Origin of the sequence: Xanthomarina sp. GH4-25 (assembly GCF_045363175.1) — a bacterium.
Lineage (GTDB): Bacteria > Bacteroidota > Bacteroidia > Flavobacteriales > Flavobacteriaceae > Xanthomarina.
Genome location: NZ_JBJFLO010000004.1, coordinates 1 through 14,575, shown reverse-complemented (window position 1 = coordinate 14,575; position 14,575 = coordinate 1). Strand labels below are relative to the sequence as shown.

Here is a 14,575-nt window from a genome sequence, read left to right as displayed (position 1 = left end):
TTTTTTTAACCTTTTGTACGTGCATTTAACCAACTTATAATCTCTTGTTTAACAGATTCAGCATTCGTTTCGTTTAACATTTCGTGTCTTCCTCCTTCATATAAATTAAATGTAAAATCATTCATCCCTTGATTTTCATATTGCTTTGCAACACGTTTAACACCTTTACCCATTTCACCAACTGGATCTTTATCTCCTGAAAACATGAGGATTGGTAAATCTTGTGGTGTGGCAGCAAAGGCTTCGGGCTTGTTCAACTTTTTAGAATTCTTGATAATATCTAAAAACACTCCAAGTGAAAAATCTTCGATTCGGTAAGGGTCTTCAGCATAAAGATCTACTTGCTTTTCATCGCTACTTATCCAATCGAATTTTGTTCTATTGGGTTTAAATTTTTTATTGAATTCGCCAAAAAAGAAAGATTTTAAAAATTCATTCCCTCGAGATCTTCCACGAAAAGCCGTAACTGTGGTTGCTGTAACTAGACCAATATTCCCTAAACCTTTTATAAAACTTGCTGTTCCAGATAAGATTAATGCATCTAATTCTTTTCCATATTTAGTGACATACTTTCGGCTAAAAAGAGACCCCATACTATGTCCAAACAAAATAAATTTTGATTTTGGATGTTCAGACTTCATCAGTTCAGACAACAAATGCATATCTTCCACACAATCATCAAAATATTCTTTGCCATCATAATATCCAAATAACTGTTTTATTTCGGCTGTTTTACCATGAGCTCGATGGTCGTTGGCGTAAACCGAATAGCCTTCAGCTTGTAAAAGGTGTGCCATATTATCGTATCTGCCAGCGTGCTCTCCTAATCCATGTGCAATTTGTACTAAACCTTTAAAAGGTTTGTTTGGGTTAGCATCCCATTTATAATAACAAATGGATTCGCCATCTGTAGATTTTAATATGTGTGTTTTATAGTGCATTCTTTATCGTTCTATAAATGCTGTCAGTAATTTTATGAATTTTGTTTTACTTGCTGCAGTCCCTGTTATTTTTATTCGTCCTTGAATTTTTAATTCGTCGATTAACAACTTGCCTTTATATAATGCATATAGATTTTCGTCTTCAATTTCTACCAATAGTTTTGGATTTAAGTTTTTCTTTTTCTTAACTGTTGCAGTATCTTTTGTTAAATCTATTTCCCAACCAACAGTTGTATCTCCTAAACCTACTTGAATTTGATAAATTCCTTTATAACCTTTAAGGTCTTTTTGATTGGCTTTTAAGTATTTTTTTAAGGCTGTAAAAAAGAGTGTGCTTTTACTTTTAATTTTTGTTACTGCTTTCTTGGACGTTTTACTTTTACCAAGATTATTAATGACCTCTTCTAACTCGTTTGCAGATTCTCTAATATATCTTGAAAACACATCTGCATCTGGCATTGTTTTAGCATCTGATGTTGTGGTTATACTTACTTGACCATTATAACTAAAAGCTGCAATTATTAGACCGAAACCATCTACAACAGGGGTTAAACCAAAAATAGAAACCACTTTATGACCATTTAAATACAATAAGCCTCTTGGTCCTGGTACGTTGGTTATGGTGACATTAAAAGGTGGTCTGTGCAAATCTTTAATGTTGTATTTACTATATAAACCAGCTGCTAAATTTGCTAAACCAAAAGGTACAACATCTGCCATTTTAGCTAAGGTTTTTGCTCCCAAAGTATTGTGTCTCGATTTCCCTAACATGGTTTGTTCCTGGATATATTCTAATCGTTCTAAAGGGTCTTCGATATGTGTTGCTAACTGAATCATCATATTAGCAATTTGATTATTCAATTCTGAACTATTTTCTGTTCTAATTGAAATGGGCACATTTGCCACCAAAGGATGTAAAGGCAATTTTTCTTTTTCAGCTAAATAACGACGAATAGCTCCTGCACAAATTACAAGAATAATATCGTTAATACTTCCTCCAACAACTTTTCTAAGTGAGTTAATACGGTCGAAAGATAAAATAGCAGTTCCCCAAGTTCTTTTTGCAGATATTGATCCGTTAAAAATAGTTATTGGTACAGGAAATTTTGTTGAACTAAATTCTTTTTGAATACTTAATTTGCTAGCAGCTTTACTTTTTATAAAACTATAAACGGTTTCACTTACTGTCTTTGGAATTTTAAAGGGATTCTTTAAAAAACCATAACCACTTTTCAGTAATAAGCTTAACTCATCTGGTAATGGCTCTGGATTAAACGCTTTTGGCTTAGAACGCTTTTTTTGTTTCCCGTCTGCATCATTATCATATAAAACTCCTAAGAGGCCAACACCAGAACTTCCATCAATCATTACATGATGGACTTTAGTAACAATAGCAACAGAGCCTTTTGGCACTTGTGCTATTTCGTCTATGCCTTCTATAAAATGAACCGACCATAAAGGTCTTCGTAAATCTAAAGGCGAGCTAAATAAGGTAGACGTTAAATCTCTTAATGTTTTCCAGTTTGAAGGATCTGGTAATTTCATGCGATTTAAATGCAAGTCTAAATCGAAATTTGGATCGTCTACCCAATACGGGTAATCCAAATTCATTGGCACACTAAGTAACCGTTGTCTAAATTTTGGAATTAAATGAAGTTTTGATGCAATAATTTCTTTAAAGTCTTCAAATTTCAAGGAGCCTTCTACAATGTTCAAAGTAGCAACATGCATAGGACTCGTAGGAGATTCTGCATATAAAAAGGCCGCATCGTAGCCTGAAATCTGTTGGATTGAAGCGTCAAATGCATCCTGAACAATATCCTTTAAATCTATTTTCTTTGCCATTAATTGATTGTGTTAATCTGTTCTTTTAATACTTGGTGCTTTTCATCTTTCTTTTGAAAAATAATCATTTTTTTCAAAACATAGGTCTCCTTTTTCAAGCTTTCGCAAGATACAACATTTCTATAAATACTATGCGTGCATAGTATTTTAAATTTACTGTGAAACAATCTCGTTTAAAACACCTATTTATAAGAGTTTATAATTCTCTATTTTTATATTCTTAGCTTGTAAATCGAACATCAAATTAAATAAACCAAAAAACGTTCTGTTCATATAGATAAAATGTCGAGAACCTCGATTGGCATTCATGTTACTTGTTCTAGTACTTTTAAAATAACGTTCGCCTATGGCTGCTATTTTTTCAAAAAAATCTGGATCTGAAAAATCGAATGTTTCTTCACGAAAAGGTTGTGTAAAAAAACTTAAAACATCATGAAACATATGAGTAAAAAATGCGATTTCTTCTTTCGTATCGTCTTCCCTTAAGATTTCTAATTCTAATAATTTATGGTGAAACAATTTAGAATCATCTAAAACATTTATATCAAACAATTCGAAATAAGGTTCGTAAAAATCTTCAGGAATAATTTTCATGCAACCAAAATCTAGTGCAATTAATTGCCCTTGTTCAGATACTAAAAAATTTCCTGGATGCGGATCTGCATGTACTTTTTTAAGGACATGGATTTGATACAAATAAAAATCCCATAATACTTGTCCTAAAGTATTTGCCAGCTCTTGATTTGTATTTATTTTTGAAAATTCTGAAAGATGAATACCCTCCATCCAATCCATAGTTATAATTTGTTCAGAACTTAAATCTGCATAATAGGTTGGAAATAACAAATTAGGAATATGCGAACAAGACGCAACAACTTCTTGGCTTTGTTCAATCTCAAGAATGTAATTTGTCTCTTCTAGTAACTTGCTTTCAACCTCTTTAAAATACACATCAGAATGTTCGCCTTTAATATTGAACATTTTCATAGCAATGGGTTTAACCATGGCCAAATCTGATAAAATACTGTCGGCAACACCTGGGTATTGAATTTTTACTGCCAGTTGTTTTCCATTAAGACTTGCACGATGTACCTGCCCTATACTAGCTGCATTTTTTGCTTCGGAATGAAACGTGTCAAATATCTCATTTGGGAATTTACCAAAAGATTTTTTAAATGTCTTGATTACCAATGGAGCAGATAATGGTGGTACAGAAAATTGCGATAATGAAAATTTTTCTACATAAGCTTGGGGTAAAATATTTTTTTCCATGCTTAGCATTTGCGCTAATTTTAAAGCTGAGCCTTTTAAATCTTTTAAGCTATCGTAAATATCTGTGGCATTAGATTCGTCCAATCTACCTTTGGCATCTGTTTCCGGATTCACCATTTTATCGCCATAATATTTTAAATAATTCACACCAACTTTTGCTCCTGTTTGCACAAGTTTAGAAGCCCGTTGTATTTTAGAAATTGGTATGTTTTTTAGTGTTTTCATAACTGTTATTTCACTTTCTCATTATATAAAAACTTTGCCAGATCTATAATATTATGCAAGGTCTTAGTGTCTAGTAATTCGAAACTTGTATTTAAAGATTTTTCAATAAAAATATCTGTTTTTTCAAAAGCTTCAGAAGTATCATCTAGCCAAAATTTCATGGTTAATAAAAGCTGTATCCATGCAGATTCTTTAATGGTTTTTTTTTGAATAGTTTCAATACTATCTACATTTAAATTAAAAGTGTCTAAATCTAATTCATCAATAAAAGCAGAGAAACTACGCTTTAATTTTGAAAAAACAGCAAGTGCTTTTAGTTGGTTTTCAAAGCCTTTTAAAGTCATTTCTATATACTCTCGATTCAGCGAAAGGTTTTCAAAAAACGTATAATACAGACTCAATAATTTATCCTTCTTGCCAAAACTCGGATATTCTGGACTTTGTTTTAAGATGACTAACGAATTTTCAAAAAGAGCATTAAAAATTGTTTTCTCTAAATCTTTAAACGACGTAAAATGTGTGTAAAATATGGAATCGTCAAAATGGTGAAGTTGAGAAAAGTCTTCAATAGACTCTGGTTTACCATGATGTTCTATCACGTAATCCATATAAAACGTTATAATTTCTGAAGCTGATATGTTTTTTTTCTTTGTCACTTTCAAAATATTTGTCCTAAAATACAAAACGTTTTGGCTTAAACTTAATAAGTACAAAATAAAAAAACCAAGCTACAATGTAGCTTGGTTCAACTAACCAACTTAATAATAATCAAAAAACTTTTACTACGCTATAAGCTTCGTAAACCTTTTTTTACTTAGCAATACATGTTTTTTTATTCCTGTTAAGGTGTCAAAAACAATCTCTTGTTGTGTTGCTGCTAGCTTTAAACTATCTTTTAATGCAATGTTAGCAACTGTTTGCCATTGTTCTGCAACTACGATGCCTTCTGTAACAACTTCTTCTGTTGTATGAAGCGCATAACCATTTGCAGATTTTAATGTGCTTTTTGTTTTATCTAGAGCTTTAATTGCCATTTTCTTTGGCGAATCTAGCATTGTTTTTTTTGTACCCATATTAAATTATATTATACGTTAAATCTAATTATTTTACTACATCAGCTTTTACCTCAGCTACTTTAGCTACAGTTTCAGTTTTAGCTGTAGTTGCTTTAGGAGCTACAGTTGCTTTAGCGGCTTTAGTTGCTTTTACTGCTGTTGTTTTTTTTGCTACAGTAGTTTTTGCTTTTGGAGTCGCTTTTTTAGCAACCTTAGAAGTTGTTGCTTTCTTAGCAACAGCTTTTTTTGGCGCTGCCTTTGCTACTACTTTAGTTGCTTTAGATTTTGTTGTTACTGTTTTCTTTACTGCTGTTTTTTTAGGGGCTTTTTTTACTACCACCTTAGCTTTTGGCGTAGTTTTAGCATCTTCGATTATAGCTTCACCTTTATGAATGATTTTTGAAGCTTGCTCTAATACATCTGCTTTTAATTCATTAAATTTTGCGATTCCTTTAGTTTTAATATCTTCTGTAGTCTTTTCGGCTTTTTGAACCATTGGGTTTTCAGATACTTTTTCTGTAATATCTTCTACTATTCCAACTACTTTTTTGCTTACAGGATTGTTAATTGCCATGTTTTTAGCTTTTTCAACTAATTCAGCATCGTAACCTACCAAAACTTTCATTCTATCTGTTCCTGTTACAAACTGACCTTTAACAGTTTCGGCTGTATCAAAAACCATATTGATTTGTTGCTCTCTTACTTTTTCAGATTTCTTAATTAACTTAGATGCTAATTTTTGCCATTTCTCACCATTTTCTACAGTTGTACTAATTGCAGCCATAGATGCATTGATTAAACTTGTATTTACTTTTTTTGCAACACTTGGCTTCGTACCTTTTTTTGTTGCTTTTTTTGTTTTAGTTGCCATAATATATTGTTGTTATTGTATTATAATTTTAATTCTGGTACAAACATACAATCAGTGAGTTACAAATGAGTTGCACTTGAGTACGAGTCCCTTTAATTTTTAAAAATTACTTAAATTTTGGAATAAATTTTACTACTTTTCCTTTTACTGTATCTAAAGTATTAAATACAATATCTTGATTTTTAGCTGAAGCTTTTAAACCTTTTTTCAAAACTTTATTAGAGAATCCTAAGCTTTTTTCAGTTAACTCAATAGATTTTAAGGCTACCTTTTCGGTTGTGTTTAAGGCTAGATCATTTGCTTTAACTGTTAATCCTAATACTTTCTTTGCAGTTGTATCTATAAGTGTTGCTTGCGTTTTTTTAGTTTTTGTTGCCATAATATAATTGTGTTCAAGTGTTGTTTCTAAATTTATAGTGCAAACGTACAATCAAGCAGTTACAAATGAGTTGCAAAATAAATTGAAGCTGAAAATTGAGGCTAAATATTATGAAATATTTTCAATCTCTTGAAGTAGATTTTTAGTAGCAGGAAGTGGATCGATACCATATTCTTGATCTAAAACATCGGCACATTTTTGATAGGCTTTTATGGCTTGTGGCCTATTGCCTTTTATAATATAAGCTTGCATTTGTAACCTATAAGCGTCTTCCCAAGTGTTATCAATAGCAATAGCACATTGCGCTAGCCGGATACTTTCTAACGGGTTTTCTTGAAGTAGAATTTCTGCAAGAATAACATAAGCTCCTAATATGAGGACTTGTATTTTTTCTCGTTCTTCAGACGACCAATCTTCAAAAATACGATTAGGCAAATACACACCTTGATATAAAGTAATAGCGGATTTATAAGCTTGTTTAGAAATGGCTTGGTCTTCTCCTAGAGCTTCATTTCCAATAATAATATATTGTTCTAAAGCCTCAGCATCAATCCAAACTTTGTTCAAATCTAACTGATAACTCACACCTTGTCTAATTACAAAACTAGGTTCTGTTCTTGATAGTCTTTCAGGTTCTAATACTTTATTCACACCATGCATGGCAACTTTAAAATCCCGATCGTTACCTTCTTCCCAAAGATGATCCATGATTTTTTCTTTATGAAGTGCATGCCGTTGCCTATTAGAAATTAAATACTGTAATAATTGTATGGTTTTATCTCTTCCCCATTGCTTTGAATCGACTTTCTCATTGTTTCGCCACAAATGAAACTGCCCCAAGGTTTGAATACGAATACTCGCTTCTTCCTGAAACTGTTTTAATTCTTGCAGTTTATCTTTTGGATGATTCATTTAGGGCTTACTTCTTTTTAGTAGTACGAGTTGTTTTTGTTGCTTTAACTGGTTTACTCATGGCATCTACTTTAGCGTTTAGTTTTTTTATTTCATCTGCCAAAGAGCTAATGGACTCTTTAATCGTATTAAAATCCGACCTAGATGCATTTCGCCATTGGTCAATTTGTACTTTATCTTTTAAATCCTCTCCTAAATAACTTATTTGATCTTGGAGATTTGCCACTTGTTTTCTAGGGTCTTTAATGGTTTCCATAATGACTTTAGGACCTTCTTTAGCCATTGTTTTCCATAATGAAAAACTCTTTCTAAGTAGGGAATCTTGTATTTCTGGCGATTTATCTTTAGTAGCTTCCATGGTTAAATCTCCCAGTTTTTCTTGAATAAAAACGACGGCATCTTTAAAATCTGAAAAACTTTTATCATCTCCTCCTTGTACATGCGATACTTTTCCTCGCCATTGCACCTTAGACTCACCATCTTCTTCAAAAATAATTTGGTTAAATCGAACCATAAAAGATGCTGTTTGATCTGCTTTCTTAGCCATAATCTGAATGTTTAAATCGGAGACAAATTACAAATCTTTTTTGATAATAAGCACTCATAACACAGAACAATACATTGAATAGATTTAAAAATAGTTTTCTTTGAAAACTTACTATTTTGAAAATATTTTCAGTTCTTTATGTTTTAACCTTTTCAGTAATCAAAACTACTAGGTATTTTCAAAAGAAACTATATGAACAAAAAATATGTCATTGCTTTCGATCAAGGTACCACAAGCACAAGGACCATCATTTTTGATATGCAAGGTGTTATCCAGGGAATTTCTCAAAAAGAATTAACACAATACTATCCAGAATCTGGTTGGGTAGAGCATGACCCAAATCAAATCTATCTGGATCAAAAAGAAACGTTCAAAAAGGTTCTAAATGAAACTGGAATTCACCCAAAAGATATTGCTGCTATTGGGATTACAAATCAGAGAGAAACAACTGTGGTTTGGGATAAAGATACAGGAGAGCCTGTTTACAACGCTATTGTTTGGTTAGATAATCGTACCAAAGATATTTGTAAGACCTTAAAAAATGATGGCTTAGGCACCTATGTTCGTGAGCATACAGGACTGGTCATTGATGCCTATTTTTCTGGCACCAAATTAAAGTGGATTTTAGATCATGTGAAAGATGCAAGAGACAAAGCCGACGCTGGAAAGCTTCTGTTTGGAACTATTGATAGTTGGTTGATTTATAAATTCACTAATGGGAAAAACCATTATACAGATCATACCAATGCGTCTCGAACTATGTTGTACAACATAAAAGACTTGAAATGGGACGATACTTTACTTACAGCCTTAGATATTCCAAAATCGATGTTGCCTGAAGTAAAAACCTCATCCTCCGATTTTGGATATGTAGCATATCAAGATACAAATATTCCCATTTGTGGTGTTTCTGGAGACCAGCAAGCTGCTTTATTTGGGCAAGGAGGATCTATAGAAGGCATAGCAAAAAACACTTATGGCACAGGATGTTTTTTACTTTTAAATAATGGAAAAGATTATGTATCCTCTAAAAATGGATTAATCACAACCCTAGCTTGTAGCTTACCAGACCAAACAAAAAACTATGCTTTAGAAGGCAGTATTTTTATAGGTGGCGCGTCCATACAATGGTTGCGTGATAAAATGTTGTTAATTGAAGAAGCAAAAGACACCGAGTACATTTGCAATAGCATTCCACCATTAAAAGATTTATATGTAGTTCCTGCTTTCTCTGGACTTGGAGCTCCTTACTGGGATGCAAACGCTAAAGGCGCCATTTATGGTATTACGCTAGATATTGGTAAAAACGAAATTATTAAGGCCACACTAGAATCATTAGCGTACCAAACCAAAGATGTTATAAAGGCTATGGAAGAAGATAGTGGAAAACCTCTTAACGCTTTAAAAGTCGATGGTGGAGCAAGTGCTAACAATTACCTGATGCAATTTCAATCAGACCTTTTAAATGTACCTGTTGATAGACCAAAAATGATAGAAATTACTGCTTTAGGAGCCGCCATGCTTGCTGGATTAAAAGCTGGTGTCTGGACAAAACAAGACATAGCATCTATTCGGGAAGTGGACCAAATATTTACACCAAAAATGGATGTAAAAACTAGAACGGAAAAATATACAGGTTGGTTAGATGCTATAAAAAGAACCAAAACAATTAATGAAACTTAACCATTTAATGAAGATTAAACCTTTTTCTATACTTAATAGAGCAGATCAGATTAAAACACTTACTTCCCAAAAATTCGACCTAGTTATTATAGGAGGTGGTGTAACTGGTGCAGGTATTGCATTAGATGCAGCGTCTCGTGGTATGAAAACCTGTTTAATTGAAAAGAATGATTTTGCTTCAGGAACTAGCAATAAATCCACCAAATTGATTCATGGTGGCTTGCGTTATTTAAAACAATTGGAAATTGGTTTGGTCAAAGAATCTGGAAGAGAACGTGCCATAGTACATAAGCTAGCACCACATTTAGTCATTCCAGAAAAAATGCTTTTACCACTTGTAGAAGGTGGTACTTATGGAAAAATGATGACTTCTATAGGATTAAAAGTATACGATTTATTAGCAAGTGTTGAAGGTGACGATAGAAGGAAAATGCTAAACAAAAGAGAGACTTTAGAAAAAGAACCTTTATTGGACACCAAGACTATTCTTGGTAGTGGTTATTATTCTGAATACAGAACAGACGATGCACGTCTTACTATAGAACTTCTAAAAAAAGCAGCTGAATTTGGAGCAACAATTCTAAATTATTGTGAGATGCAAACGTTCGTTTATAATACCAAAAAACGAATTAAAAGTATCGCATGTATCGATCTAAATTCAGATGAAATAATAAACATAAGTTCCAGGAATTTTGTTTCAGCAACTGGTCCTTGGGTAGATGTGTTACGCGAAAAAGATGCTTCCAGAAACAACAAGCATTTGCATCTTACAAAAGGGGTTCATCTAGTGTTTCCTTTTGAAAAATTCCCTTTGAAGCAATCCATCTATTTCGATGTATCTGATGGTCGTATGATTTTTGCAATACCTAGAGGACGTGTAACCTATGTTGGCACGACAGACACAGATTATTTTGGCGATTTAGAACATGTAGTTGCTACTAAAGCAGATGCAACATATTTAATTGATGCTGTAAACGAAGCCTTTCCAAAAGTACAATTAACAAAAGCTGATGTAGAATCTAATTGGGCAGGATTGAGACCTTTAATTCATGAAGATGAAAAAGATCCTTCCGAATTATCTAGAAAAGATGAAATATTTATTTCCAATAGTGGGCTAATTTCTATTGCTGGGGGAAAATTAACGGGTTATAGAAAAATGGCGCATCGTGTTATTGATACAGTCATTAAAACAATGACAACAAAGCAAGCATCTAAATTTAAAGAGTCTTACACTGAAAAAATTGCACTTACAACTCCAACCATAGTTTCCTCGAAAGAAATAAAATCTTATCAAAAAAAATTGCAGCAAAAGCTTAAGAAAGTGGGCATTGAAGATGCTTATTTTTCTTGGTATTTAACATCAACTTATGGCAAACAAGCAGATGTGATATTAAAAAAAATGCCTGATTTTAGAAATAAAAATGCGGAACTACGATTAATAAGATCTGAATTATGGTATGGCATACACCATGAAATGGTCAATAGTTTGGCTGATTTTTTTGTAAGACGTACAGGGAGGTTGTATTTTAATATTTCAAGTATTTCAAAATTTAAAGAAGCAATAATAAAAGATTGTACTAAATATTTAAGTTGGGATGCTACTCGCATTAATAAAGAGAGAATCGATTTAAACATGCTTTTAAAAGATGCCACACATTTTTATAATAAGGAATAAGCTCTTTTGTTCGACCTATGTTCGACCCAAAATTAATTTATGGCAACTGTAAGTATAATTAAGAGAGCTTAGCGATTAAGAGATAATTCATCTCCTATTGCTCTTCGTGTTACAAAAGATAGAAGAAAGAAAATTATTTCTTTAGGATTTTCCTGTCAAGATAATGAATGGAATGACCTTAGGTCTGAGTTTAAAAAAATCATAATAACTATATACAAAGAAATGTGCTTTTAGTTAAATTTAAAAGTAAGGCTTCGGCAATTATTGATGATTTTAAAAGTGATGGTGTTGATTTCACAGTTAATCAATTCGAGAAACGTTATAGTATTAAAATTCTTAAACCAGTAAAGGAAATATTAAGCTATTATTCAAATATTCAGACATCTCCTAACTTTGTCTTTCCAATTTTATAAAAGGAAAATTTATCCCCAAAACAAATACAAAACCGAAAAGCTAAAACACTTAAGAAGTTTAATAAAGACTTAAAAAAAACCTTAACAAACGAAATTAGATTGTTGCAGGATAATAATCCAGATTTGTTTTTGGAAACATTAAGAAAAATATCTCCAGACATTTGGCGTATGTCAGAAAATAAACTTCTAGACATAAATGGAAATAACTAATTTCCCATATAATCTTGCCATTTTATAAGTATGTATTTTTCTATATGATGCTCTTCTCTTTTGAGAAATCCATACTCATATGCAAACAAGTAAACATCACTTTTATTGTTTTTCCAATAATGTGTGAAAAAATTAGGGTTAAATCCTTTGGCTTTTAGAACTTCTGCTCTTACTGTTACCTTACCTCCTTTATTATATTCCTTTAAAATTTTACGGTTTAGCCTCAATTGATTGTCAACTTTATTATAAAACCGTTCTGGTTGTTCTTTTGCTTGCTGGTAATGATAACCACTTTTACATTGTGGGTCACAAAATTTCTTATCGGTTCTACCTACTAATTGCTTATTACAATACAAACATTCTTTTTGAAGTCTCATAAGCTTTAAAATTAAGCGTATTTTATACGTATCCTATTCGAATAAGATACGATTAAATCATTTGTTTCATTTAAATTTAGAAAAAAAACATGGAACTACAGAAAAGTATCACTTTAAAGCATTTACTAATCGACCAAAAAAAATGTATTGGACTTCAATATAATACGAATAAGGTTATAGAGGCTTTAGTCGACACCTTACCAAATGTTTCTTGGAGTAAGGAATTTGCAATGTTCTACGTTTCAAATAATAAAAGCAATCTAGATTTAATTTTTAAAACGTTTTATGGCGTTGCTTGGGTAAATGGCAATTATTTCTTTTCCGAAAAAATAATAAATGCAGATAATCCTGAACTTAATATGGAACGTTATAGAAACAGAAAACCAAAAAAAGGTTTTAAACCTTGTCCTGAAGAATACTTATTAAAGCTTGAACTTAAAAGGTATTCTGAAAACACAGTTCGTAACTACGTGGCATGTTTTGAGGCTTATATTAATTATTATTATGACGAAGAACCAATCACTCTAAATGAAATAGACGTTAGAAAATATTTGCAAAAGCTCATACAGGAAGGGAAATCGAATTCTTATGTAAATTTAGCAGTTAATAGTATAAAATTCTTTTACGAAATTGTTCATGGAATGCCAAATAGGTTTTATTCCATTGAAAGACCAAGAAAAGTAAAACAATTGCCAGAAGTTTTATCTAAAGAAGAGATTATAAAAATTATTAATAACACCAATAACATTAAACACAGATGTATTGTAGGTTTACTCTATTCATCTGGACTTCGAAGGAGTGAGTTATTGAACCTGAATATTACTGATATAGACAGTAAAAGAATGGTTGTAAAAATTAAGAATGCTAAAGGAAATAAAGACCGAATCTCTGTATTAAGCCCAAGTATTTTAAAAGACCTTCAACAATATTATAAAGAATATAGACCTCGTAAATATCTTTTTGAAGGTCAAAAAGGAGATAAATATAGTGTTACCAGCGTTTTAAACATCATTTCTGTAGCCGCAAAAAAAGCAGGTATTTTTAAAAGAGTGACACCACACATGTTAAGACACAGTTTTGCAACTCATTTATTAGAAAACGGTACTGACATTAGACATATTCAACTTTTGCTTGGACATAGTTCTACTAAAACAACAGAAATATATACTCATGTAGCAAATAGATCGTTCATGGAAATTAAAGATTTACTATCTTAGCGTTATAAGATGGATATAGACAATTGTCTTTATCCAATTGTTGGTAGGCATTAAAAAATAAGACATGGAAATAATAAACGACTCTGATTTACGATTCGACCACTCACTTGACTACGTAAAACTGATAATTAAAGAACTCGCTAATAAGCAGAGTTTTGAAAGTGATATTTCGTTTAAGTTCTATTATAGTAAGGGTGACAAGGTTTGTGAAATAAAGAGTGATAAGGATATTTCTATAATTCAGTCCGACTTAGACAGGCGACTTAAAGATTATAACCAGTCAGAAGAAGACGGGTATGAATTATCAGACGAGTTAAAGGCTAAACTAAATGAAAGAGCAGACTTAAAGAAATTGCTAAATGAACACGAAGAATATTTAAAACGTACGAAAGCAATACACGACGCAATTGGCGGTAAAATGGTACTCACAGGACACGCTGAATACGTTGTTAAGCTTCAGACGATTTTGGAGCATGAAACAAATCAGAAAACAAGTCAGCATTTCGCTCAAAATATCCTTTCTCATCAGCTACTTTCTTGAATACCTCCCCTAAAACATATATTGACTGTGTAACATCGCTCATGTATTTACTGTTTTCGACATCATCAAAAAACTCCTTTGGAAGTATATTCCATGTGTAAAGCGAGTAAAGGTCTGCGCTTACGTGATTGCCTGAATGAAACTTAGGATAAAAAAAAGAAAAACGCCTACCAACATTGTGTAAAATGAATTGCTTAAATCTTCTGAAAATGCTCATAACTACCAGTTTTAAAGTTTAGTAGTAAATGCAAAATCAGATTACTAAAAACGCAACTCACTTTACACTTACCGTTGTAAAACATTTGACCAAATCAATGAAAAAAAAATTTCTACCCTTACTTTTTATTATAATTATTAGCTGTGGTGGCGAAAAAATTATGGTAAGGAATGCAACAAAAGGTAATGGTTACAT

The 14,575-nt window shown here is 32.1% G+C and carries 14 protein-coding genes and 1 pseudogene; 4 read left to right on the top strand and 11 right to left on the bottom strand.

Annotated elements, in window-relative coordinates:
- Positions 1-5: 5 nt before the first annotated feature.
- The 9 genes from ACI5KZ_RS06445 to ACI5KZ_RS06405 all read right to left on the bottom strand — a co-directional run bounded on the left by ACI5KZ_RS06445 (position 6) and on the right by ACI5KZ_RS06405 (position 8,047).
- A complete protein-coding gene (locus tag ACI5KZ_RS06445) occupies positions 6-941 on the bottom strand; it encodes an alpha/beta hydrolase (RefSeq protein WP_406847246.1) in 936 nt (311 codons plus the stop codon).
- Positions 942-944: 3 nt separating this feature from the next.
- Positions 945-2,786 carry a WS/DGAT/MGAT family O-acyltransferase gene (locus ACI5KZ_RS06440; RefSeq protein ID WP_406847245.1) on the bottom strand — a complete coding sequence of 614 codons (1,842 nt, stop codon included), beginning with the start codon at positions 2,784-2,786 and terminating at the stop codon, positions 945-947.
- A 186-nt stretch (positions 2,787-2,972) separates the two neighbouring features.
- Positions 2,973-4,283 carry an AarF/ABC1/UbiB kinase family protein gene (locus ACI5KZ_RS06435; RefSeq protein ID WP_109308159.1) on the bottom strand — a complete coding sequence of 437 codons (1,311 nt, stop codon included), beginning with the start codon at positions 4,281-4,283 and terminating at the stop codon, positions 2,973-2,975.
- Positions 4,284-4,288: 5 nt separating this feature from the next.
- Positions 4,289-4,939, bottom strand: coding sequence for a TetR family transcriptional regulator C-terminal domain-containing protein (locus tag ACI5KZ_RS06430; RefSeq protein WP_109308158.1), 651 nt, complete (start codon positions 4,937-4,939; stop codon positions 4,289-4,291).
- Between the two features lie 126 nt (positions 4,940-5,065).
- Positions 5,066-5,356: a hypothetical protein gene (locus ACI5KZ_RS06425; protein ID WP_109308157.1), complete on the bottom strand. Its 291-nt coding sequence runs from the start codon at positions 5,354-5,356 to the stop codon at positions 5,066-5,068.
- 28 nt (positions 5,357-5,384) lie between these two features.
- Positions 5,385-6,209 carry a hypothetical protein gene (locus ACI5KZ_RS06420; RefSeq protein WP_406847244.1) on the bottom strand — a complete coding sequence of 275 codons (825 nt, stop codon included), beginning with the start codon at positions 6,207-6,209 and terminating at the stop codon, positions 5,385-5,387.
- A 106-nt stretch (positions 6,210-6,315) separates the two neighbouring features.
- The gene (locus tag ACI5KZ_RS06415) at positions 6,316-6,588 is read right to left on the bottom strand and encodes a hypothetical protein (RefSeq protein ID WP_123808322.1); all 273 of its coding nucleotides are present in this window, start codon (positions 6,586-6,588) and stop codon (positions 6,316-6,318) included.
- A 108-nt stretch (positions 6,589-6,696) separates the two neighbouring features.
- Positions 6,697-7,500, bottom strand: a complete 804-nt coding sequence (locus tag ACI5KZ_RS06410; RefSeq protein ID WP_406847243.1) for a BTAD domain-containing putative transcriptional regulator — start codon at positions 7,498-7,500, stop codon at positions 6,697-6,699.
- Between the two features lie 7 nt (positions 7,501-7,507).
- On the bottom strand, positions 7,508-8,047 hold the full coding sequence (locus ACI5KZ_RS06405; protein WP_406847242.1) for a hypothetical protein: 540 nt from the start codon (positions 8,045-8,047) through the stop codon (positions 7,508-7,510).
- 192 nt (positions 8,048-8,239) lie between these two features.
- Between ACI5KZ_RS06405 and glpK the strand changes: the two genes are divergently transcribed.
- The 3 genes and pseudogenes from glpK to ACI5KZ_RS06390 form a co-directional block, all read left to right on the top strand.
- The gene (glpK, locus tag ACI5KZ_RS06400; RefSeq protein ID WP_406847241.1) at positions 8,240-9,730 is read left to right on the top strand and encodes a glycerol kinase GlpK; all 1,491 of its coding nucleotides are present in this window, start codon (positions 8,240-8,242) and stop codon (positions 9,728-9,730) included.
- A 7-nt stretch (positions 9,731-9,737) separates the two neighbouring features.
- On the top strand, positions 9,738-11,405 hold the full coding sequence (locus ACI5KZ_RS06395; protein ID WP_406847240.1) for an FAD-dependent oxidoreductase: 1,668 nt from the start codon (positions 9,738-9,740) through the stop codon (positions 11,403-11,405).
- A 90-nt stretch (positions 11,406-11,495) separates the two neighbouring features.
- Positions 11,496-11,639, top strand: a pseudogene (locus ACI5KZ_RS06390) (hypothetical protein); the annotation flags it as partial.
- A 385-nt stretch (positions 11,640-12,024) separates the two neighbouring features.
- Here the strand turns inward: ACI5KZ_RS06390 and ACI5KZ_RS06385 are convergent.
- Positions 12,025-12,405, bottom strand: a complete 381-nt coding sequence (locus ACI5KZ_RS06385) for a hypothetical protein (RefSeq protein WP_109308149.1) — start codon at positions 12,403-12,405, stop codon at positions 12,025-12,027.
- Positions 12,406-12,494: 89 nt separating this feature from the next.
- On the opposite strand from ACI5KZ_RS06385, the gene xerA reads away from it, so the two are divergent.
- Positions 12,495-13,622, top strand: a complete 1,128-nt coding sequence (gene xerA / locus ACI5KZ_RS06380) for a site-specific tyrosine recombinase/integron integrase (RefSeq protein ID WP_109308148.1) — start codon at positions 12,495-12,497, stop codon at positions 13,620-13,622.
- A gap of 449 nt (positions 13,623-14,071) precedes the next feature.
- Here the strand turns inward: xerA and ACI5KZ_RS06375 are convergent, their stop codons facing one another.
- On the bottom strand, positions 14,072-14,380 hold the full coding sequence (locus ACI5KZ_RS06375; protein ID WP_406847239.1) for a hypothetical protein: 309 nt from the start codon (positions 14,378-14,380) through the stop codon (positions 14,072-14,074).
- Positions 14,381-14,575 lie beyond the last annotated feature (195 nt).

What these genes read in the sequence shown, in the direction of transcription:
- ACI5KZ_RS06445 (WP_406847246.1), bottom strand. Translation starts at nt 941, where the DNA reads ATGCACTATAAAACACACATATTAAAATCTACAGATGGCGAATCCATT.
- ACI5KZ_RS06440 (WP_406847245.1), bottom strand. Translation starts at nt 2,786, where the DNA reads ATGGCAAAGAAAATAGATTTAAAGGATATTGTTCAGGATGCATTTGAC.
- ACI5KZ_RS06435 (WP_109308159.1), bottom strand. Translation starts at nt 4,283, where the DNA reads ATGAAAACACTAAAAAACATACCAATTTCTAAAATACAACGGGCTTCT.
- ACI5KZ_RS06425 (WP_109308157.1), bottom strand. Translation starts at nt 5,356, where the DNA reads ATGGGTACAAAAAAAACAATGCTAGATTCGCCAAAGAAAATGGCAATT.
- ACI5KZ_RS06420 (WP_406847244.1), bottom strand. Translation starts at nt 6,209, where the DNA reads ATGGCAACTAAAACAAAAAAAGCAACAAAAAAAGGTACGAAGCCAAGT.
- ACI5KZ_RS06415 (WP_123808322.1), bottom strand. Translation starts at nt 6,588, where the DNA reads ATGGCAACAAAAACTAAAAAAACGCAAGCAACACTTATAGATACAACT.
- ACI5KZ_RS06410 (WP_406847243.1), bottom strand. Translation starts at nt 7,500, where the DNA reads ATGAATCATCCAAAAGATAAACTGCAAGAATTAAAACAGTTTCAGGAA.
- ACI5KZ_RS06405 (WP_406847242.1), bottom strand. Translation starts at nt 8,047, where the DNA reads ATGGCTAAGAAAGCAGATCAAACAGCATCTTTTATGGTTCGATTTAAC.
- glpK (WP_406847241.1), top strand. Translation starts at nt 8,240, where the DNA reads ATGAACAAAAAATATGTCATTGCTTTCGATCAAGGTACCACAAGCACA.
- ACI5KZ_RS06395 (WP_406847240.1), top strand. Translation starts at nt 9,738, where the DNA reads ATGAAGATTAAACCTTTTTCTATACTTAATAGAGCAGATCAGATTAAA.
- ACI5KZ_RS06385 (WP_109308149.1), bottom strand. Translation starts at nt 12,405, where the DNA reads ATGAGACTTCAAAAAGAATGTTTGTATTGTAATAAGCAATTAGTAGGT.
- xerA (WP_109308148.1), top strand. Translation starts at nt 12,495, where the DNA reads ATGGAACTACAGAAAAGTATCACTTTAAAGCATTTACTAATCGACCAA.
- ACI5KZ_RS06375 (WP_406847239.1), bottom strand. Translation starts at nt 14,380, where the DNA reads ATGAGCATTTTCAGAAGATTTAAGCAATTCATTTTACACAATGTTGGT.